Raw genomic sequence first — 21,709 nt, 5'->3', positions numbered from 1 at the left:
ACACTCAGCCCACGAACATCCGGACACTCGTTCCACGCTCATTCGGACAGGCAGTCGGAGCGCAGCGACGCAGGTTCGCATTGTTAGTCTGAAGTCCCGGTTGCAGTCAATTTCGTTGCGCGCCTGCGCATCGATTCGCCCTTCAGTTCGATCCTATATGCGTTGTGCACCAGCCGGTCGAGGATCGCATCGCCTAAGGTCGGATCACCGATCAGCGCATGCCATTTGTCCACCGGCATCTGGCTGGTCACCAGTGTCGAGCGGTTGCCGTAGCGGTCGTCCAGCAGCTCAAGCATGTCGCGGCGTTGCGCGGCGGTAAACGGTGCCAGGCCCCAGTCGTCCAAGATCAGCAGGTCAGTCTTGGCATAGCCGGCCATCAGTTTGGCGAAGCGGCCGTCGCCGTGGGCCAGGCCCAGTTCCTCCAACAAGCGTGGCAGGCGCAGGTAGCGCACGCTGTAGCCGTCGCGGCAGGCCTTGTGGGCCAGCGCGCAGGCGAGCCAGGTTTTGCCTACGCCGGTTGGGCCGCCGATGATCAGGTTCAGGCCGTCGCGCAGCCACTGGCCGCTGCCCAGTTGCAGGATCAGCGCCTTGTCCAGGCCACGAGGGCTGCGGTAGTCGATGTCTTCCAGGCAGGCGTTATGGCGCAACCGCGCTGCTTTGAGGCGAGTGGTCAGGCGGGCGTCTTCGCGCTCGGTCAGCTCGCGATCGACCATCAGACCGAAGCGTTCGTCGAAGCTGAGATCATTGATATCGGGCGTTGCGTGTTGCTCGCCCAGCGACTTGATCATGCCGTGCAGGCGCAGGGTTTGTAGCTTGTCCAGGGTCGGGTTCGGTAGCATTTTGATGCTCCTTTTTCAGGTCAGTGGTAGTAGCCGGGGCCGCGCAGGTTGATGTGCTCGTCGGGCAGCAGCGGCAGGTTTTGCTGGGCCAGCGGCAGCCGCTCCAGCCCTTGGCGCAGGATCGATTCAAGGCTCTTGTAACTGCACGCTCCCAGTGCTAGCGCACGCTGGCAAGCGGCTTCCAGCCGCTCTTCGCCGTGCTGTTTGCTCAGGCGCAGGATGCCCAGGCAGGCGCGGAAGCCGTGCTGCGGATGGATTCGGCGTTCGAGGATGTAGGCGATAACGCCAGCGGTGTTCGGCCCTGTCTGCTCGGCCCAGCGGATCAACCGTTGTGGAGTCCATTCGGCGTGCTCGCGGTGGCTCTTGGGCATGTGCTCGGTTTGGGTGGTGTGGCGGCCTTTGTGCTGTGAGCGAAGGTGGCTGGCCACGCGCTGGTTGGCGTGGAAGCACTCGACGGTCTGGGCGGTGAGTCGTACTTCGAGTTGGTGCTTCACTAGTTGGTACGGCACCGAGTAGAAGTGGCCATCGACCTCGACGTGATAGTCGATGTGGACGCGCACTTTTTTCCATTCGGCATAGACGTAAGGGTGTTCCGGCAGCCCTTGCAGGGCCGGTTGGTCGAGGGCCTCGAAGGCTGACCGGCGTGAGCCGGGCAGCTTTTTGAAGGGCTTGTGGTTGAGGCGATCCAGCAGCAGCGCGATGGCTGTGTTGAGTTCGCCCAACGAGAAGAACTGCCGGTTGCGCAGCACCGCCAGGATCCAGCGTTCGACCACTTGCACGCCGACTTCGACCTTGGCTTTGTCCTTGGGCTTGCGCGAGCGAGCAGGCAAGACGGCGACGCCGTAATGCTCGGCCAGATCGCGGTAGCTGGGGTTGATATCCGGCTCGTAACGGTGCGCTTTAGTCACGCCACTGCGCAGATTATCGGGCACCAAGATCTGCGTTGTGCCGCCGAAAAAAGCAAAACATCGGACGTGCGAGCCCAGCCAGTCGGGCAGTTTCTGCGACCAGGTGGCCTCGGCAAAGGTGTAGCTGGACGCGCCGAGAACGGCGACGAAGATCTGCGCCTGGCGGATCTCGCCGGTTTGCCGGTCGATGACCGGCGCTGTTTGCCCGGAGTAATCGACGAACAGCTTTTCGCCAGCACGATGCTCCTGGCGCATGACCACGTCGACCTTGGCGGCCCAAAGGCGGTAGTGCTCGCAGAACCAGCTGTATTGGAAGCCTTGCGGGTGAGCGAGTCGATATTCCTGCCAGAGCAAGGCCAGAGTGACGCCGGGGCGGCGCAACTCCGCGTGTACCCACGCCCAGTCAGGCATCGGGCGCTGGTCGGTGGGCACCGGCACTGCCGGTGGAAACAGCCGTCGATTCAGCTCCGCATCAGAAATATCGATGGGCCACTGAAGCCCACTTGCGGCGAACCGGCAAAGGTAATCTCCTGCACTCGAATGGCCGATGGATAAGCTGGCGGCGATCTTGCGCACGGACAGGCCGGCGTCGAACTTTAGGCGTAGTACCTCTCGGATTTTACGCATGGATAAACGCTCCACGACGACCTCTTCGCTTCGATAAAAGAGGCCGATGGTAGTGAATAATCCTGCGTTGCTGCCTGCCTCAAAGTGTCCGGATGGCCGTGGAATCGGTGTCCGGATGCTTGTGGAATGAGTGTCCGGATCAGCGTGGAATCAGTGTCCGGATGTTGGTGGAATGGGTGTCCGGATGGTCATGGAATCCGCAATCCATGCCCATGTCGTCCATCATCACCATGCCCGTGGCTTTCATCGGGCACGGTTCTGTCGGTGCCTGCACCCCCGCCATCCCGCTGAGGGGAAGCGCCAGGCTGATCACAAAAATAAGACAAAACCGCAGGTAGCGTTTCATGGGGTTGGAGTGTAGCCGTCAGAATTGGCGCGAACAATTAATTAGACACAGGCTTTCAGCTAGCGCATGCAAGCCGCTTGATAACGCGCGATATAAGCCCATCAGCATTAAGCCTGCGTTATTTTGTTTTGACGCAAGACGCCCTATCTTCAGGGAAAAGCGATTCTCACGAATCGGCTGCGGCTGGATTACGATGACATGCCCTCAGCCACCTGAATCAGCATTTCTTCGACTAGATGTGTGCCAATAGTTGTAGTGAGCATCGCCGATGGGCTCTCTCCCACAAAACGGGCTTTGGGTTTTGAAAGCCATCGTTTGGCCTTCTCTTTGTCACCGAAGATCACCTCGGCCATTGCAGTAATGTGTCCAAACCGGAACAGGCGGTCGCTCTCATGCAACGTTAAGAGCTGATTGGCTGCCAATTTTTTTTTGAGCGTTTTGGGTTGAATGATTCTGTCGCGTTCTTCGTCGCTTAGGGTTCCATCATCACAGAGCACATTGATCAGGCTGGCCGAGAAGCCAGCTACAATCACGTCGTGAATGTCCAGATCCGAAGCATTGACCGAGATATGAAGAAGCGCCTCCAGACGCGTGCGGTAAGCATGATAGACATCATGACGCAGGACGCCAGCAAACATTGGCCGCACTGATGTTGCGTTGTCCAGGGGCATCAGCACTAATGTGCCATTCGCTACCGTTAGCTCCAGGTCGTCCCCAACACCTAACCCCATTTGGTCAAGCAATTCTGGAGGTAGGTCAATGATGATGTCGCCAGTACCGTCCTCAGTATTCTGGCACTTAACTATCCAACGCTCGCTCATGATTGTCCGGCCCTCATCCGCGATTAGAGAATGACACACATCATTATGCTCGGGCGCAGAGCTGACCAAAGGAACGTGCACTCCTCTAGTAGACATGCACTGCCGCTGCTCGAACGCCGGATAGCGAGTAAAACAGCAAAAAATGGGTCAATGGCTTTGCCGCCTTTCCACCGTCACATGGTTACGAGCTTGATCTGGCAACTACACGAAAAGGATATGACATGAACCCTGTTGAGCTTTATGTTTCCGTCGACGTCGAGACTTCTGGACCTATACCAGGCGAATACAGTCTGCTTTCCATTGGAGCCTGCCTTGTAGATCAACCTGCCACATCCATCTATCTTGAGCTACGGCCTGACAGCCCAAAACACGACCCAGAAGCACTGGCAGTATCGGGGCTGAGTCTGGAGAAGCTGGAGCGCGAAGGACTCACTCCGCAACAGGCGATGCTGACATTTGGTGAATGGCTGAAATCTTCCTGCCAAACGGGGCAGAAGGTCATTTTCGTAGGACTCAATGCACCGTTTGACTGGTCATTCGTCAACTACTACTTCCATAAATACTTGGAAACCAACCCCTTTGGTTTTACCGCTATCGACATGAAGGCCTACTTCATGGGAGCTGTAGGTTGCAGCTGGCAGGAAACAAAATCATCCAAGATGACCGCTGCGCTGAAGCCGCTCAGCGAACCGAACCATAACGCATTGGATGATGCTCGCTTTCAGGCAGAGCTCTTCGCACTAATGCTGGCGGGTAAAGGTAACCTCTGACGTGCCTCCCATGGCACCGACTTGAAGCTTATCTGAGCCAGGTTGCCTCAACATATCTGCCGCCCCTGAACGACCACGCCTTGATGCCTTCTGGTTTTTCGGACTTGCCAACGATAACGGCTATTGGGTGCGGCAGATCCTGCGTGTAACGCGCAGCAAATCTGGAGAAACTTCCTATGTCTGCCGGAGAAATCACCGGAACAGATTGGGGATGCGTATGCCAATAGCCCACCAGACGTAACCCTTGTTCGTTAGCAGCTTGGATCTCCTGGCAGCACCGCTCCGCATCCAACTCTAGCCAAGACCAGCCTGACTGATCGGCGCGATGAGGCAACGTGGCCAAGGCCAGCAGCAACCCTTTCGGATTAACCGGGTTGACGAATAACTGTCCCCCTAGCTCCACGCCAAAGAGGCCCTGCCGATGACTATCCAAAATGTCCGCGACAGCTTGCGACACCAATAGCTCGGAATCCACCTCCGCCCATCTCCAGCGCCAAGCGATATCCGTCATACCATTTCATCCTTAGGTTCCGGCCATCCGCGCTCGAGTAGGAGTTGCTGCGCCCCCTCTGGCAGTTTGGGCCCGTGGTATTGGCCTCCTAGGCTCGGCACATCTTCAGGCCTGTAAATACTGCTGACCCAAGATGCAGTGGCAATGTTGCCGGTCAATGCGCGTAAAGCCGTGTGCGACACCATAGAGGCAATATTGGTCATCCCCAGTGATCCGCCTGGAATAAAGCTCTCCCCACAAGCCGGCAGTGGAACCACACCTCCTCCCGGCCACTCTGTAAACTTATGAAGAAAATCGCCGATCTCCGTGAATAAATGACGGCCATCAAAGGTACCGGCTGGTGCGAATAGCGCGTGGCCTACCTGGGTATACGGTTCGCTCCAGGCTTGTAAAAGTCCCCAAGAAACGCCGCTGGATTTGGCTCGCCATACAGTGACCTCCGACTGCCAGTCTGCTGTCGTAATCACCACAAGATCTGCGTTATCGAACACTTCTGGTTTGCTGCTCATAACTACTTCGGCGAAAGTCGAATAAGCGGTGCATTCTGTAGTCGGAAGATCTAACAGAATCTTGTCCCTCAACGCTGAGGCTTTCAGCCTCCCTAGGCTATCCGCTCCCAGAACGTGCCTACCCAGATTGGCTGACACCAGAGTGTCAGGATCGATGAGGGTAAGGTGGCCGACACCGGAGCGTGCCAATTGTATTGCCACCGCACTGCCTAACGAGCCAACGCCAACACAAACGACCCGAGCATTTTCAAGGTGCTTTGCAGTGCCGCTTATATCGCGGGACAGAATAGACGCACGATCAAGCACGTCTAGGGGAGTTGCGCGGACAAGTGCCGGAGGATGTGCATTTGCGTTGGCTGGCCGGCGGCGCGCTGTGCGCAAGCCAAACTTTGCCCCCCGCTCTTGCTGTACGCCAAGCGAGCGCACATTGAGGCAATAAGTTGGAGCATCCGTCCCCCCGGGAAGCTCCAGGACAATCCATCGACTCGCCAACGTTCCATGCAGCTCAAACCATGCCAGCAATTGCTCGGCATCGTCTGGTTGAAGGTGTGGCGTGAGCCATAGCAATAAATCTTCTGGATCCGAGGTGCGGATATCCGGATAAGTCTGAAGCTTGACGTAAAAGCCAGGAGTTTCGGCCGCGCGAATGACAGCGGAGCGCCCGACAACCCGTCGGTAATGCCCTTTGAGTGCAGCTATGTTCGATGCTAGCCAAACCGTTTCCTGTCCGGATGGCAGAGCCCGGCGCGGATCGCTGAGAGCAAACAACTGCGAGGCAGCCTGAGGTCGACCCAAAAGTAAAAGGTTCTGGTACGACTGTCCGTGCTGAAAAGACCAGTAGGTAGTGATCTCATTCTGAAATTCGATATCGCGCGTTGCCTGACTTGATCCCATCTTGGACAACGAAACGATCTGGGCCAAACGAGCAAGGCTGTCCTCTACCACGACCTCCGGGGAGCCCATAATGGGGCGTTCCTGAAAGCCATGAAGGCAAAGCCCTGACTTGGTGGCATGCGGCCAAACCAACCATGGAGAGGGTTCGACATTCAGCCGCAAGAGGCCACGGGGAAAGTTGGAGGGGAAACCAATACGCAGTCGCCGCTCCTGCCCCGTGTAATCGATGGGCAAGGGAAAGTGAAAGGACGCCGCTTCGTCAGCCCGCATGGGTGCGGGCTGGAGCAATGCATCGGCGGCATCCTGACCTAAGGTATTTCGCAGTGCGGCGATTCCGCGCTGCAATGGCGTCTTAATAGGATCAACCAAGGCGTCCAACTGGCTTTACGCTCGACTGAGAGGTTCCGCCACCGCTGGCCCCTCCGAAGAGCGACCCCATCGAAGCAGAGTTTCGAGTGGTGCCATCCGGTCGGCCGGGCATCGTCCAATTCGCAGGGATCTCATTGTTCACTGTCGTAATGAATGCCGGTGCAATACCGAAATTCTTTTTCACTGCCTCGGCAAAAGAATCATTGGATTCAAAACTTTCCAAACCCAAGGAGACGGATGCACTGGCGTCCGCATGCCACTTGGCAAACGCTTGGCGAAAGCCTTGCCCCTCGCCCGGTCGATTCCATTTCTCTGCAAAGTTTTCGCCGTTATCGGCAGGGTTGCAGACAAAGCAATCGCTACCTCTATGCGCGATGTGCTGCGGCATTCTGCGAACGATTTCCAGAATTGCATCGAGCGGAGCCAAAGGCTTCGACTGCGATTCCTTCACGACATCCAGGTATGCGTGAGTGGCCAGGGTGGTGATGACCGCAGATATGGGGCGAGTATCAGCGCTCCTTGTGTTGATGGCCCATTCATCGCGATGACGCTTGAGCAGCTTTATGGTCGCACGCAGCGGATCTTGCTCAATGTAATCCTGATAATGCGGTAAAGGATCCTGTGTCGCGGCATCGAGCATCCGCTGGCTTTTGGCAACCACCAAGCTTTCCAGAGAGATTTCCTGGGCAGAAGCAACCTGTAACCAATTCGAGTAAGGGATAGGGCTGCTTGCTTTCCACCCTGTGACCCGATCCGGGACCTCCAGCTTACCCTCGCCGTTTGCTTCGCCATTTCCATTGATCGCGCGGGCAGGCGTGACATCGATGTGGAAACCCGGATTTTCGTCGGCATAAACGATCCGGATGCCACGACGTAATTGTTTAACTTCTTCCTGAACGCGAGAGCCTTCCCTAAAACGCTGCTCAATCGCTTCTAGAACTTCGATCGCACTAGCGCCTTGAGCGTGAGGGAGCCAGATAATCGCGTCCGCATCAATGGTGTCCAGATCCGCAGGCGCACCGGGGATTGGCTTGATGGTCGTTTTCAGCCGCATCGAGCCTTGAACAAAGATATGTGCCTCAGCGAGCAGCGGGTTGTCGGAAGCCGAGAGGATTTTTTCCAGTTGAGAGTAGCGGTCATTTATTTTTTCGTACTGCGCTTCCGACAGCGAGATTTCCCGCGCGGCGCGAAGCAGAAAATACTCCCAACTGCTGCGCTTGGTATGTTCGTTGTTCAATAGCATTTACCTAGCCTCCTGGGCCACCGAGCCCAATTGCAGTGTTTGCGTAAACCGATCTTGATTTTCTTTGTCCCGATCGAAGATCAGGTACGTATGTTGGTGCTGCGTTGTGAGCAACGCGCCAAACTCGATGGCCAATGCCGCAGGAATAGCAGCGAAGACGTGGATAGGGGTAGGAGTCAGAGCTTCAAGCTGGCTCAGTCGTATTTGAAGTGCGTCACGAAAGGCATGAATCACCCGACGGTTTTGTACCATCGCATAGCTTGGCTCCGGGATCGACAGCTCTGCTATACGTGCACCGGGCAGAGCGTCGATCACGTCTCGAACTGGAACTTGCGCAGAAATGGAGAGCACAAGCGCCAGTGCCCCTTCGCCGTCGGAGGGAGGTGTAAACAAAAAAACGGGCGGCTCAGCGGACTGATCGGGCCAGCGCAAAAGATGCTCGCGGTGAAAGGAGAAGATCAAGCGCTTGGAACGGTCGCCGATACTCTGGCCCAACATCATCAAAGCCGGAATGTCGGCCAAGCCTACCACTGCTAGCGCGGGCGAGTCGCCATAGGTGCCGCCGCGACGCTTGAGTTGCTGCTCAAGCTCATACTGCACATTGTCTTTGACGTTCTGCCAATAAGTGGTGTCTCTGCCGCGTGGTCCGGGCGCAGCGAAGGTGATTTTGATGCCTTGATCGAAGGCGGTTAATCCCTCAGCAGACATCGCAGTCAACAGATCGCGAACGGGAATATCGGTGATCGTCTGGAAATGCTGACTTTGGACGATGAGAGGAATGGCTCTGCCACCATCGGGGGTCGTTGCGGCGAGTCGGATGCGTTCCAGGTACGCTTGGTGTAAACCACTCAAATCATTTTCAGGGTAACCATCTGCGTCACGATCAATTTTGTCATGACAGCCTGGGCACAGGAGCATCAGGTTAGCGGTATCGTTGGTATGAGCCTCAGCGTCATGATCTGCGCGGCCCCGAGGCCCCTTCGGACTGGCGGGTAGGATATGCGCCACTTCGCCCCATTTCATCGGTTTGCCGACACGATAGTCGAACGTTAGATCTGTACCACACAGTTCACAATGACCAGCGGCCTGTATCCATACGATCCGCTTCGTCTCATCATTCGTGTTAAAGCGCCCGCCGGCGACTTTAGCGTCTTCTTGCTCTGCCATTTCGACCTACCCCCGAGAAACATCCATGAAAAAAACCGATGATGGCCAGATAAAATCATCTTAAGGTCATTCACCCCAATTACAAGAAAGATCTGAGAGTGGCGGATGCTGAATCGATTCTTAACACCGAGGTCGATTTGACCAACCGAAAGGGAATAATGGCGGCGTCGTTTTCTGGCAAATGCGATTGAGTAAGAGCGCTAGCCGCAGCGTATGTATCGAAATTAGCGAATTTATGCAAAAGACATAAACTCGCTAATATCGTTACATATCTGCTCAAAACCACATGAATTCGATCTCAAGGCGACTCTACAGCCGCTCACGAAGGGCCGCTAACAGAAGAATTAGCTGAGTGATCATTATAGTCGTACGTTTCCAAAGCTAGCGCCGAAACGGTGCGATCAGTTGCGCTCGATACCCAGTCGGATAGTCCCGCTCTTGGAGACCTACTTGGGCATCACCGAGCTTCTCCGCTCCCTCATAGAAGGTTCCGAATAGGTGATCCCATAAAAGGAAGAACTCCCCAAAGTTTACCTGGGCATCCTCGAACTCCCGCTTATGGTGCCAGCGATGTGACTCCGCGACTGCCATCACGTTGCGTAGCCAACCCAGCGAGTAATCGAGGTTTGAATGCTGAAAGGCCAAGTGAACGGTCAAGATGCTGAACCAAGTTGCGACAACCGCCGACGGCGCGCCTGATGCGAGCAGAATCACTAATCCCGGTCCGGCCATTAGCGCCGCATGTAGAGGATGTCTGCGCTCCCCATTCATCCAATACAGTCTATCTGCGCTGTGATGAATCATGTGCATACGCCACAGCCAATGCACCCGATGGCTGATGCGATGCATGACATACAGGCTTAAATCGAGGACGGTTGCGACCAGAACCAGCTGTAACCAGAGGGGACTCTCGCTGGGAAAAAGGCGAACTGATGCCGGCACCGCATCTCCAAGCTTGGCCAGGACTTCAGCAGTGAACTGAATGACGGAAAGGTTGACCAGCATATGCAATGCGTCGGTGGTGGTGTCTTGATGATCTTCGAGCCAAGACCTACGAAAAGGTTGGAATCGTTCCAATCCGGCGATCGCGAACAAGCTCACCATGACGATCAGGAGCGTAGTCGGCCATGGCGGAATGCCGGTGTAGAGCGCCCAGATCATAAAGGCAGCGCTGCCACCAAATATGAGCGGATAGCTCATCCAGCGTATGGCGTATCGGATAATAATAATCATCTTTCACCTCCTGAAGGAAGCGAAGACGATATGTCAGCGGCTGGAGTTTGAATTGAATGAAAGAGCTACAATCGAGGAATCAGCTTTTCCGCTTGACCTTATAATGGCTATAAGGTTTGTAATCGAAAGGACTAAATGCATTTGGAGGAGCGGTCCATGAGTTCTTGTGACAAATCCTGTGGCTGTGGCCCCGCTTCGAAAGGCCCAGAAGCAGCAGCAAAACCATTGAATGAAGGGACCTGGATCAGTAAGTTTTCGGTGCCAAAAATGGACTGTCCTTCCGAAGAAAGGATGATCAGACTCGCACTGAATGGCTTGCAGGAGATTGCTTCATTATCTTTTGATCTACCCGGTAGACAGGTAAGTGTATTTCACGAAGGGCCCGTAGATCAGATTGCTATCAAGCTGGAGTCACTTGGCTTGGGAGCAACGCTCCTGGGTACGCAGCCAGTCAGCCCTGAGTCCATATCGGCTAACAGTGCCAGTGAAGAGCTGAATGCTTCAAAGGAAGCCAGCACTCTAAAAATCTTGCTAGGCATCAATGGCGCGATGTTTGTCGCAGAAATGAGTGCTGGCCTCATTGCTCAATCGACTGGGCTGATTGCCGACTCGCTGGACATGTTTGCCGATGCGGCCGTCTACGGGCTGGCTCTCTATGCGGTCGGTCGCAGCGCCGGGATGCAGGTACGTGCGGCGCATTTGGCGGGTATGTTTCAGATCATCTTAGCCTTGGGTGTGCTTTTTGAAGTTGGTCGACGCTTTCTCTATGGCAGCGAACCTGAATCGATGTTGATGATTGGGATAGGCGCCGTGGCGCTGGTGGCGAACGTCACTTGCCTATGGCTGATCTATCGCCACCGCGAAGGTGGCGCCCACATGAAAGCGAGTTGGATTTTCTCAGCCAACGATGTGATCGCGAACGTTGGCGTAATCGCTGCGGGGGCATTGGTCGCGTGGACAGGGTCTTCGTACCCAGACTTGGTGATTGGTACGGTCGTTGGCCTGATCGTGCTGAACGGCGCACGTCGAATCCTGGCGCTGAAAGCATAACTATTCGAATCGGCAAGCGGCCTGTAGCTAAGGCCGCAAAGCTGGCGAGACACTCGCTTCGTGCAGGTTCACCTCGGCGAGTGCCGATGAGGGATCTATACCCAACAGCGAGCGAAAGGTTCTGGAGAAGTGGGCAGAGTCGGAGAATCCTGACTCGTGAGCGGCAGTGGTGATAGGTTGCCCGCACGCCAGATACCGAACTGCCTGGGTCAGCCTTAGCCACTTCGCATAACTACGCAGCGGCAAACCCGTCTGCTCCACGAACCAATGCGAGAATCGAGTTGGGGACAGGTGGACCAACGCGGCCAACTCTTCGCGTCGTACCTTGCCCTGATAAATGGCCGTGCTGACTACCGCCAGGCGCTGATCTTCGGCGGGAAGTACATCACCTATCTGTAAAGCTTTTCGCACTGCGGACCGAGTGTCTCCCGGGCCTCCCGTCAGGGAATTCGCAATTTCCGCGGCGTCACCCGGAGCAATCTTGATTGAAGTCGGCCACATACTCTTCGGCAAGACCTGAGCCTCTTCTGCCAAAACATCCAAGTAGACTGAAACAATGAGGGCTCCGCTGATTCGATGCCGAACTCCGGCAGGAATAAACACTGCGAACTCGGTGTGCTGACTTTGCAGGCACTCAACTGTTATGGGCGCGTCCAGACCTATCGTTATCTGATGAGCCTGATGGTGATGCCAATCCTGATGACCAGCACGGCCAGCGAAGACCGCCAACCCAGTCGTTAGCCACGCGCGACCAGACCACCTGACGGAACCAATTGGAAGGTGGCGCTCCATCGTCAGCGCTTACTTAAGGGCGCTGGGCTTTTCACGCTCGAGATCAATAAAAGCGATACCCCGCCCACGATGGCGATATCCGCGGCATTGAACGCTGGCCAGTGCCAGCCTTGATAGTGAAAATCCAGATAGTCCACGACAAAGCCTCGGACAGACCGGTCGATGAGATTTCCCACGGCACCACCCAAGACGAGACAATAGCCCAAGGCTTCGCTCCAGGGACGTTCTCGTCGAAGTACCGCGATGAGCGTCAATGCTACGGTCAGCGCAATAACAACAAAAAAGTAACGCTGCCAGCCTCCGGCGTCAGCCAAGAAGCTGAATGAGGCGCCAGTATTACGGGCATGCACTATGTTGAAGAATGAGCTTACGGCGACCGAGGAGCCCAGCTCATAGAGGTGTTCGATAGTGAACTTAAGCCCCTGATCGAGCAACGCCAAGGCAGCTGCGATTCCCCACCAAAGCCCAGGCCTGGAAGCCCGCCTGGTCGTAAGGTACGTGATCATTGACTGCCCCGTAATAAAACTTTCATTCGTCCGCTTCCCGCACCGTTTGTATGGCGCTGACTCGTGCTCGTCCGATTTTTCCCTCACGATTCGAGAAAAGCAAAGCAGCCGTATTACGCGCCGCTTGATCAACGCATCAGTCGCTCTCTCCCGGCCGTCCAAATTATCAGCCATAGCTGTAAGAATGGAGCTTAGGCACGGGCTGAGTAAGGTTTTTGAGCCGTTCCCTGCCATAGATAACCTTAGACGATTTCGTTTCTAGTAGATAAATGTCACTCGGATAGTATTCGTCGATAGCCGCTGGCAAGCCATGATTCGTCTCACTCTCATCTACGCAGTAAGCGTAAGCCATTCTGAATTACCAACAGCCTCCCCATCACCGCGAATACAGCTACCCACGTATTGGCTCGGTGGACATCATTAGCTCCGCAGTTGCGTCAAAAAAGGCGTTTCGTTGGACGGATACGATCTGAGCGCAAATCGTGTGTGAATACCCCGCTTGAGCTGCGGATCATAAGGCTCTCATAAACTGTAACGTAGCAAACAAGATCTGCACATCAGCTGACACGCCCCAAATAAAGCCAATCTTAAAAAGCAGAGATACATTACAAAATTGTAATTTTCTGATCATGTCCACGTTATCTCCAGATTGCAACGATACAGCTCGGCGACGATGCGGAAGGCACATCCTGCTTTCTGTAAACAATAATTCCAGCCGAAGAGCTTTCTAGTTCTGCCGAACCTAAGGAGTGATGTATGAATAACAACACGAAATTTTCGATGGCCGCGTTGGCGATCGTTGTCAGTTCTGGCCCTTCCACGGTATTTGCGGAAGAAAAGGCCGAAGGATTTGTAGAAGGCAGCAGCCTTACTGTTCTCAACCGAAACTATTACTTCAATCGTGATCATCGCAACGGTGAATCGAGTGCAACGGGCAACGGTTACTCAGAGGCTTGGGCACATGCCATCATTAGTAAATTCGAATCCGGGTTTACTCAGGGCACTGTGGGTGTCGGTGTTGACGCGTTCGCCATGATCGGATTGAAACTCGACACAGGTGACGGGCGTAATGGTGGCCGTAGTTCGTTCGATGTACTACCGGTCAATAGTGATGGGCAGGCTAGAGACGAATATACTAAAATTGGAGGTGCAGCAAAAATTCGCGCCTTTGACACGGTAGTAAAGATCGGCGACGTATTCCCAGCTAACCCAGTCGTTGCCGCCGGTGACTCCAGACTTCTGCCAGAAAGCTTCACAGGCGTAACGGCGACAAACACCAGCTTTGACGGATTGACTGTTCAGGCGGGCCGCCTTCACGCTATGAGCCAGCCAACTTCTAGCAATATGCGCGACAATTTCGCGACATTCTATGCCGGACCTGTTAACTCACCTTGGGTCGGTTACTTTGGCGGTGACTACAATCTAAACAAGAATGTGATTGTCAGCCTCTACTCCAGCCGCCTCAAAGACGCCTGGAATCAATATTATGCCGGCACGGGATTAAACTACTCGCTTTCGGACGAACTCTCCGTATTCGGCGGCTTGAACTACTACAAAGCCGTCGATGAAGGCAAAAAACTGCTAGGTGAATTCAACAATAATATTTGGAGTGCTAAAGTCGGCGTGAAGTATGGCGCACACTCTGTCGCGTTGTCTCACCAACGAAACAATGGTAACGACGACTTCGACTACCTGCGCCAATCGGATTCCATTTTTCTTGACAACTCAATCCAATACAGCGATTTCAACTCGCCTAAAGAGCGTTCATGGATGGTCCGATACGACTTGGATATGACGACATATGGCGTGCCAGGACTGTCGTTTATGACACGTTACGCCCGTGGCACCGATGCCGATTACTCCAACGCTAATGGAACCTATATGCGACGGGATGCAGAGGGAAATCCGCTGACCGATCAGAAACGCTGGGAACGCGATATTGAGGTGAAATATGTAGTTCAGACCGGGTCTTTGAAGGACATGTCTTTCCGCCTGCGCCAAGCAAACACTCGTGCAACAGCATTTGAATCTGACCTTGATGAAGTACGTGTGATTGTCGAGTATCCATTAGCTGTCCTGTGACATCGAACGGGATGACTCGCCCTGCGAGCGTCCCGTCCCCCGAAAAGTTACAGAAATGTCATTTTTCAATCATCTTCACGTTAGGTTATATTCTTTATACTTATCGTGAGTTGATAGAATTTTAGCTAGCGCATCTGGCTGGGGTTCTAAGGATGAGTAGCTAGATTGTGAAAATCCAAACTCAATGCTGTTCAGTTGTCATATCCATTCACCTTTGGAAGCTCCTTTGCTCCTTTGGTAAGGTGAATTTTGAGACGTCCTTCGGGACGTCTTTTTTTGCCTTTCAAAACTCGAACAAACAAAAACGCCCGACACCTTCGACTAACGAAGCGGGTCGCGCGTTTAATTGTTATGACAGCGCAGGTATTAACCGCCTCGCCTACGGCAGTCTCCAGCCACCGTGTAAGTGATCGTGTTTAGTTGCCCTACGGAGTCTTCATAAGTCATTGCGGCCGGCACTACTGCGCAGACTTTCGCAGGGCGCACCACACTGATCACCTTTACCACATCCACCTTCATTCCATATTCATATTGCTTCGGTACCGGCGCGCTTTTTCCTTGGCTGACTGCGTATTTCTCCATAGCTTTAGTGTTGGCAGCCATCATTTTTTCAAAAGCCTTATCTCCTCCCCCCTCTGCAAACACGCTTGACGAGAAAGCTAAAAGTCCGAACAAAGCTAAAATGTTAATAGATTTCATATTCAGCACCTTAACTAATACAGTCAAGAGGATATCAGGCTAATGATTGCGACCGGGTGGCGCTAAAATTACAAGTATGTAATCAAACCGGCAAAAAAACCCGCCACTAGGAGCCTAGGGGCGCTGATTCCAGACTGCATGGCTACGCTTACTTAGCCTTCTCATTCTTTTCGTCACTTGACACCATTGAGGCATTTTGTTTCGCTACATACTTCTCCATTGCCAGATCTTTTGCCGCCATCATCTTCTCGAATGTTCTGTCTCCGCCGCCTTCCGCCATAGCGAATGAAGAAAGGGCCAAAGCACCCGCAACAGCAAAGATTTTAGTAAGTTTCATTCTGACACCTCATATAGATAACGCTATTAGGGTATCAATTCGAACCTATCATCACGGTGGCACTCAGATTACATATTCGTAATCGTTCCTGGTGTAAAAAACCCGCTGGTGAACAACAGCAGCGGGCTCAAAACCAAAAGAACTATTGGGTTGTTATTCTGCCTTCTGCGGGTTCATCCTCATCGTGGCGGTGCACCCATTGATAGAGCGCAGGCAGTATTAACAGCGTTAATGCAGTCGAGGACAGGATGCCCCCAATCACAACGGTAGCCAGTGGTCGTTGAACCTCTGCCCCGGTGCCAGTGGCCAGAGCCATAGGTATAAAGCCGAGGGAAGCCACCAAAGCTGTCATCAATACCGGACGAAGCCGCGTGAGGGCTCCTTCATTGATAGCAGAATTTAACGAATACCCCTGCTCTCGAAGATTGCGAATGAACGCTATCATCACCAAACCGTTCAGCACCGCAACCCCCGACAAAGCAATGAAACCAACACCCGCCGAGATCGACAGCGGGATGTCACGTAGCCACAAAGCCATGACCCCTCCAGTCAACGCGAATGGAATACCGGTGAATACCAGGAGGCCGTCCTTGAGATTGTTGAACATCATGAAAAGCAGGGCAAATACAAGGAGCAGGGCCACCGGGACAACGATTTGGAGACGTTTCGCAGCCGACTGGAGTTGCTCAAATTGCCCACCCCAGTTAGTCCAATAACCAGCCGGCACCTGTACCTCTCGATCAATAGCACTGCTGGCCTCTTGAACAAAAGAGCCTATATCCCGACCTCGCACGTTAGCGCTTACGATTACCAGACGCTTACCATTTTCGCGACTGACCTGATTCGGCCCAAGCACCAGATCGAGAGTTGCTACTTCTGAGAGAGCAATGAAACCAATCTGTTCTGCATTGCCATTGACCAGCGCCGGTACTGGAATCAGCAACGTAGACAACCCTTCAATGTCCTTGCGCATGGCATCAGATAAACGCACAACCATATCGAAACGACGGTCTCCTTCATACATCGTACCCGCTTGGCGACCACCAACCGCTACCGCTATGGTGTCCTGTACATCACCAACATTCAGGCCATAACGCGCGGCCTTGTCACGGTCGATGTTAATGGTAAGTACTGGTAGCCCTGTGGTCTGCTCGACTTTGACCTCTGAAGCTCCTTCGACCTTCTGCATAGAGGCAGCGATTTTCGCAGCTGTGCTGTTAAGCACTGCCATGTCATCACCGAAGACCTTAACGGCTACGTCACTGCGCACGCCTGATATCAGCTCGTTGAAACGCAATTGAATAGGCTGCGAAAGCTCATAGTTGCTGCCGGGCATCGCGGCCGTAGCCTTTTGAATATCCGCGACTAACTCATCCCGGGATTTGTTCGGATCAGGCCATTGATCCTTAGGCTTAAGCATCACATAGCTGTCAGAGATATTCGGCGGCATTGGATCGGAGGCAATCTCTGCGGTACCGGTACGAGCAAAAACTCGTTCGACTTCAGGCACTTTTGCCAGCACTAGCTTTTCCAAACGCTGCTGCATTTCTACCGATTGCGTCAGACTGGTGCCCGGCACGCGTAGTGCTTGCAGGGCAAAATCCCCTTCGCTGAGGCTCGGTACAAACTCACTTCCCATTCGACTGGCGACAACCCCGCACACTGCAATGAGGCCAAGTGCCATGACAAAGGCCACTGATCGGTGGTTCATGACCCAATCCAGCGCAGGTGCATACATCCGACGCGCGCCACGCATGATCACGTTCTCTTCTTCCTTGACCTTGCCAGTTACGAACATGGCAATCGCCGCAGGAACAAAGGTAACGGACAGCAGCATGGCGCCCAGCAGGGCGATTACGACTGTAAACGCCATGGGGTGGAACATTTTCCCTTCAACACCGGTCAGGGCAAAAATCGGGAGATACACGACCATGATGATCAACTGACCGAAAATCAGTGGGCGGCGCGCTTCCTTTGCCGCTGCAAACACTTCATGCATCCGTTCGGAACGTGTGAGGATACGTCCATGGTGCTGTTGTGCATGAGCCAAGCGCCGGATCGCGTTTTCGACAATCACCACCGCTCCGTCAACAATGATGCCGAAGTCCAACGCGCCGAGACTCATCAGGTTGGCGCTGACTTTGTTGGTGAACATACCGGTGAATGTGAACAGCATTGCCAAAGGAATAACCATGGCAGTGATCAATGCGGCGCGAATGTTGCCCAAGAACAGGAACAGAATTGCGATGACCAGGATCGCACCTTCAATCAGGTTCTTTTTGACCGTGGCAATCGCCTTGTCCACGAGATTGGTACGGTCGTATACCGTGACCGCCACCACCCCCTCCGGTAGTGACCGATTGACTTGCTCCAGTTTGGCGGCAACGGCCTGAGAGACGGTTCGGCTATTTTCACCGATCAACATGAACACAGTGCCAAGCACGACTTCACGACCGTTTTCGGTAGCGGCCCCCGTGCGCAGCTCACGGCCGATATCAACTGTTGCCACATTCTTGATGCGGATCGGCGTGCCATCGACGTTGGCCATCACGATGTTGGCAATGTCGTCGGTGGTTGCCACCTGCCCGGGAGCACGAATCAGGAGTTGTTCACCACTGCGTTCAATGTATCCGGCACCGACGTTGGCATTATTCCGTTCCAGCGCCGTCACAAGATCAGTCAGAGTTAGCTTGTACGCGGCCAAGCGTTTTGGATCGGGAGCAATTTGATATTCTTTGGCGAAACCACCAATGGTGTTGATTTCGGCGACGCCGGAAACGTTGCGCAACTGAGGTTTGATAATCCAATCCTGGATCACCCTCAAGTCGGTCGGGGTGTAAGGGCTGCCGTCCTCTTTAACGGCGCCTTCTTTTGCCTCGACTGTCCATAGGAAAATCTCACCCAGGCCGGTAGAGATCGGCCCCATGACCGCTTCCACGCCCTCGGGTAATTGCTCCTTGGCCACCTGCAGTCGCTCATTGACCAATTGCCGGGCGAAAAACAGGTCGGTGCCTTCCTTGAATATCACGGTGACTTGCGACAGACCTGAGCGTGAGAGCGAACGCGTTTGCTCAAGAGCTGGCAAGCCGGCCATGGCGGTTTCGATGGGGAAGGTGATTCGCTGTTCTGTCTCCAGTGGCGAGAAACCTGCGGCACCCGTGTTGATCTGCACCTGGACGTTTGTAATGTCGGGTACTGCGTCGATCGGAAGTTTCTGATAGCTGGCGATGCCGAGGCCAGCCATGAGAAGAACCGCGAGCAGCACGATGATGCGTTGCTCGATTGCAAATTGGATCAGGCGTTCGAACATAAGAACCTTCTCGTGGAAATGGCGGATCAGTGGGAGTGTTCAGCCGAGGCTTTACCCAGCTCTGATTTCAGAATGAAGCTGCCGGCAGCAGCGACTTGAACACCGGGCTCCAGGCCCTCTGTGATCTCAACCAGACCCGCCGCACGACTGCCTATTTCCACCGGCTGCGCCTTAAATCCGTCATCAGTTCGAACGAAAACTGTCGGTTTATCCTCGACCGTCTGGATCGCCACTTCTGGCACCGCGACTTTCGTCTGCCGGGTATCGGTATCTACCAGCACGGTAACGAACAGTCCGGGACGCCAGGCGCCTTTCGGATTGGGTAGGGTCACGCGGACCGTGGCGGTACGGGTCTGCTCGCCCAACAAACTTCCTACGTAGGCCACGGTGCCGGTGACTTCGGCACTCAACTCTGGGGCATTGACGGTGACGGACTTGCCCACCAGCACCTTGTTCAAATCCTTGGGGGAGACGCCAAAAGTTACCCACACACGCGACAAGTCCGAGAGAGTGAAGGCATTGGTGGTTTCGCTGACAACCTCACCAAGGCCCAAGTGTTTCTCAACCACGACGCCATCGAACGGCGCACGCAGCTCATACCGGTTGCCGCCGCTGGCTACCGAGCTGCCACTGAGTACGCTGATTTTTTGACGGGCATTGCTGAGGGCGATTTCAGCTTCTTGCAGAGCCTGACGGGCTTGAAGGAAATCTTGTTCGGCAGAGATTTTGTCTTGCCATAACTGTCGCTCACGCTCGTAGGTGGTACGCGCCAACTCCAGACGACGTTGCGCTGCGGCTTGCTCACTACGCTGATCAGAAATTTGCTGGCTGGCGATGACGGCTAGTAGCTGGCCTTTTTTCACCGGCTGGCCAAGATTGACATGTACCGACTCGACGACGCCAGGCACTCGGGGCACGACATGGGAAGTCCGGTCGTCATCGAACCGGACTTCTCCTGGGAAGGGCAATGACAGGCTGATGCTGTGTGCCTTTGCTTCGACCAACTGGATGCCAGCCGCGCTAATCTGCTCCTCGCTAAGTGTCAGGTGACCTTCTTCCTCTTCGCCCTCGGCATGTTCGCCTACAGCTTTTGACCCACCGGCATCCTTGTTGCCGTCGTCATCGTGGCCATGCTCCTCATGAGGCGGAGCTTCGGCGGACGGTGCAGACGTTTTACCAACCCAGAATGAGCCGATTCCCATGCCCACCGTCAGGGTCAGCGCGATCACAAAAATTTGTTTTTTATCCATGAAAACTCCCTACGCAGCTCAATCGGGCAGTCACGGATTAGCGTGACAATGCAGTGCTGAGCAGCGGTACAAAAGCGTTATATGAAATTCACTGGGAACGAGTTAACTGAGTGACATCACCGAAAACTCGCTCAATGCGCACCCAGGCGTCTGTTGCCTCTGCAATGGCCTGGATGTATTGGTTACGTGCGCTGATCAACGTGCGCTGTGCATCGAGCACATCCAGGAAGTTGAACTTGCCCATTTCGAAACCTCGGGTCGCGGTGTCGACGGCATTTTGCGCGGCAGGCAGGATGGTTTGATTGAAAGAGGTAACTTCGGTGTTCGCCGTCATCCACTGATCCAGAGCGATCTGGATTTCTGTGCGCAGGCGTGACTCGCTTGAATTGCGAAGGTCGCGGGCCTGATCGGCTCGGCGGGCTGCGGCCAGTACATTGCCTTGATTACGATTGAACAACGGAATGGGCATCGACAGCCCTACAACGTTCACGCGCTCGCGTTCTCGTTCATCGTATTGACTGCCCACACTTACGGTGAGATCTGGAACACGCTGAGACTTCTCCAGATCAAGAGAAGCTTCACGCTGATCAATTTGTAGTTTTGCCAATCGTAATTCAGCAGTTTCACCGATGCGGTTGAGCAGCAGTGACGGTTCCGGAACGTTGGGCATTGGCCGGTCTGACTCACCGACGGATGTGAATGAAGGCAACGGTGCGCCCATTACTCGCGCAAGCTGCTGATAAGCATTTGCTTCGTCGCGCTCAGCACGGCGCAGTTCTAGGCGCACTTCAGATAACTGGACCTCTGCTCGTGTACCTTCGATGGGGGATGATTTACCACTATTAATCCGTCCTTGAGCAACACGAACACCGCGCTCGGCAAGCGCAAGAGACTGACGCGATAAGAGCAATCTCTGCTGGGCCGTCGAGGCGCTAGAAAAGGCCTGGATGACCTCTGCACGTAGAATATTGCGTTTACGCTCCAATTCAATACCAGCCGCGTCTTGGGCTCGACTGGCAACTTCTATCCTAGCTCCGCGCTTGCCGCCAAGCTCAATCGGTTGGTTGATCATCACCGTCGTAGTGCGCGAGCTCCGTCGGGTATCTTCAGCTTCCCAAGAAAGCTCGGGGTTGGGAATCAAACCCGCTTGTTTTCGATCTCCTTGGCTGATACCAATTTCCCATTGTGCTGCCGCCAATTCGGGATTGTTAGCAAAGGCCGATTCCAGTGCCTGATCCATGGTCAGCGTCTGAGAAGACGAAACTGCGGCAAAACTGGTGTCTGCCATTAAGAACATACAACTCAAGCCTACAACTAGTAAGGTCTTTTTTATGTTTAAGGGTGCAGTTAACTTTCTATGCGGACGCAATTTCATAGTTCCTTCAACGCCTATTCTCTATACGTAAATGTAAAGTTTCGCACTTATCAGCAAGGTGACTGAAAAAT

General features: G+C 54.2%; 20 protein-coding genes. 4 read left to right on the top strand and 16 right to left on the bottom strand.

Annotated elements, in window-relative coordinates:
• Positions 1-83: 83 nt before the first annotated feature.
• The 4 genes from istB to HQ912_RS01415 form a co-directional block, all read right to left on the bottom strand.
• On the bottom strand, positions 84-839 hold the full coding sequence (gene istB / locus HQ912_RS01430; RefSeq protein ID WP_173406362.1) for an IS21-like element ISPsy14 family helper ATPase IstB: 756 nt from the start codon (positions 837-839) through the stop codon (positions 84-86).
• 20 nt (positions 840-859) lie between these two features.
• Entirely contained in the window at positions 860-2,374 is a 1,515-nt protein-coding gene (gene istA / locus HQ912_RS01425) for an IS21-like element ISPsy14 family transposase (protein WP_173406361.1), read from the bottom strand.
• Between the two features lie 139 nt (positions 2,375-2,513).
• A complete protein-coding gene (locus HQ912_RS01420) occupies positions 2,514-2,720 on the bottom strand; it encodes a hypothetical protein (protein ID WP_173406315.1) in 207 nt (68 codons plus the stop codon).
• Between the two features lie 188 nt (positions 2,721-2,908).
• Positions 2,909-3,541, bottom strand: coding sequence for an antitoxin Xre/MbcA/ParS toxin-binding domain-containing protein (locus tag HQ912_RS01415; RefSeq protein ID WP_240997442.1), 633 nt, complete (start codon positions 3,539-3,541; stop codon positions 2,909-2,911).
• Positions 3,542-3,762: 221 nt separating this feature from the next.
• On the opposite strand from HQ912_RS01415, the gene HQ912_RS01410 reads away from it, so the two are divergent.
• Complete coding sequence (locus HQ912_RS01410; protein WP_122612837.1) at positions 3,763-4,311, top strand: 3'-5' exonuclease; 549 nt, start codon at positions 3,763-3,765, stop codon at positions 4,309-4,311.
• Between the two features lie 28 nt (positions 4,312-4,339).
• On the opposite strand, the gene HQ912_RS01405 is transcribed toward HQ912_RS01410, so the two are convergent.
• The 5 genes from HQ912_RS01405 to HQ912_RS01385 all read right to left on the bottom strand — a co-directional run bounded on the left by HQ912_RS01405 (position 4,340) and on the right by HQ912_RS01385 (position 10,237).
• Positions 4,340-4,822: a Mov34/MPN/PAD-1 family protein gene (locus tag HQ912_RS01405; RefSeq protein WP_122612838.1), complete on the bottom strand. Its 483-nt coding sequence runs from the start codon at positions 4,820-4,822 to the stop codon at positions 4,340-4,342.
• The gene (locus tag HQ912_RS01400) at positions 4,819-6,603 is read right to left on the bottom strand and encodes a ThiF family adenylyltransferase (RefSeq protein WP_122612839.1); all 1,785 of its coding nucleotides are present in this window, start codon (positions 6,601-6,603) and stop codon (positions 4,819-4,821) included. The genes HQ912_RS01405 and HQ912_RS01400 overlap by 4 nt, the downstream gene beginning before the upstream one ends.
• The gene (locus HQ912_RS01395; RefSeq protein ID WP_122612840.1) at positions 6,587-7,837 is read right to left on the bottom strand and encodes a nucleotidyltransferase; all 1,251 of its coding nucleotides are present in this window, start codon (positions 7,835-7,837) and stop codon (positions 6,587-6,589) included. Before HQ912_RS01395 ends, HQ912_RS01400 begins: the two co-directional genes overlap by 17 nt.
• Positions 7,838-9,004, bottom strand: coding sequence for an HNH endonuclease (locus HQ912_RS01390; RefSeq protein ID WP_122612841.1), 1,167 nt, complete (start codon positions 9,002-9,004; stop codon positions 7,838-7,840).
• Positions 9,005-9,385: 381 nt separating this feature from the next.
• The gene (locus HQ912_RS01385) at positions 9,386-10,237 is read right to left on the bottom strand and encodes a sterol desaturase family protein (protein ID WP_122612842.1); all 852 of its coding nucleotides are present in this window, start codon (positions 10,235-10,237) and stop codon (positions 9,386-9,388) included.
• A 156-nt stretch (positions 10,238-10,393) separates the two neighbouring features.
• Between HQ912_RS01385 and HQ912_RS01380 the strand changes: the two genes are divergently transcribed.
• On the top strand, positions 10,394-11,287 hold the full coding sequence (locus HQ912_RS01380; RefSeq protein ID WP_173406360.1) for a cation transporter: 894 nt from the start codon (positions 10,394-10,396) through the stop codon (positions 11,285-11,287).
• Positions 11,288-11,314: 27 nt separating this feature from the next.
• On the opposite strand, the gene HQ912_RS27700 is transcribed toward HQ912_RS01380, so the two are convergent.
• On the bottom strand, positions 11,315-11,548 hold the full coding sequence (locus tag HQ912_RS27700) for a helix-turn-helix domain-containing protein (protein ID WP_260990084.1): 234 nt from the start codon (positions 11,546-11,548) through the stop codon (positions 11,315-11,317).
• Positions 11,549-11,902: 354 nt separating this feature from the next.
• Here HQ912_RS27700 and HQ912_RS27695 point away from each other — a divergent pair, with 354 nt between their 5' ends.
• A complete protein-coding gene (locus HQ912_RS27695) occupies positions 11,903-12,028 on the top strand; it encodes a hypothetical protein (protein WP_260990060.1) in 126 nt (41 codons plus the stop codon).
• Positions 12,029-12,081: 53 nt separating this feature from the next.
• Here the strand turns inward: HQ912_RS27695 and lspA are convergent, their stop codons facing one another.
• Positions 12,082-12,585 carry a signal peptidase II gene (gene lspA, locus HQ912_RS01370; protein ID WP_122612916.1) on the bottom strand — a complete coding sequence of 168 codons (504 nt, stop codon included), beginning with the start codon at positions 12,583-12,585 and terminating at the stop codon, positions 12,082-12,084.
• 756 nt (positions 12,586-13,341) lie between these two features.
• Between lspA and HQ912_RS01365 the strand changes: the two genes are divergently transcribed.
• Entirely contained in the window at positions 13,342-14,667 is a 1,326-nt protein-coding gene (locus HQ912_RS01365; protein WP_122612844.1) for an OprD family porin, read from the top strand.
• Between the two features lie 366 nt (positions 14,668-15,033).
• Here HQ912_RS01365 and HQ912_RS01360 read toward each other — a convergent pair whose 3' ends face one another.
• The 5 genes from HQ912_RS01360 to HQ912_RS01340 form a co-directional block, all read right to left on the bottom strand.
• Positions 15,034-15,366, bottom strand: coding sequence for a DUF2790 domain-containing protein (locus HQ912_RS01360; protein ID WP_122612845.1), 333 nt, complete (start codon positions 15,364-15,366; stop codon positions 15,034-15,036).
• A gap of 148 nt (positions 15,367-15,514) precedes the next feature.
• On the bottom strand, positions 15,515-15,703 hold the full coding sequence (locus tag HQ912_RS01355; protein WP_122612846.1) for a co-regulatory protein PtrA N-terminal domain-containing protein: 189 nt from the start codon (positions 15,701-15,703) through the stop codon (positions 15,515-15,517).
• Between the two features lie 142 nt (positions 15,704-15,845).
• Positions 15,846-19,013, bottom strand: a complete 3,168-nt coding sequence (locus tag HQ912_RS01350) for a CusA/CzcA family heavy metal efflux RND transporter (RefSeq protein ID WP_122612847.1) — start codon at positions 19,011-19,013, stop codon at positions 15,846-15,848.
• Between the two features lie 26 nt (positions 19,014-19,039).
• A complete protein-coding gene (locus tag HQ912_RS01345; RefSeq protein WP_122612848.1) occupies positions 19,040-20,263 on the bottom strand; it encodes an efflux RND transporter periplasmic adaptor subunit in 1,224 nt (407 codons plus the stop codon).
• Between the two features lie 88 nt (positions 20,264-20,351).
• Positions 20,352-21,638 (bottom strand): TolC family protein, encoded by a 1,287-nt coding sequence (locus HQ912_RS01340; RefSeq protein ID WP_162999870.1) that lies wholly within the window; start codon positions 21,636-21,638, stop codon positions 20,352-20,354.
• Between the last annotated feature and the right edge of the window lie 71 nt (positions 21,639-21,709).

Origin of the sequence: Pseudomonas sp. MPDS, assembly GCF_013283895.1 — a bacterium.
Lineage (GTDB): Bacteria > Pseudomonadota > Gammaproteobacteria > Pseudomonadales > Pseudomonadaceae > Aquipseudomonas > Aquipseudomonas rhizophila.
The sequence above is the reverse complement of the archived record's forward strand: the minus strand, read 5'-3'. Positions and strand labels throughout refer to the sequence as shown.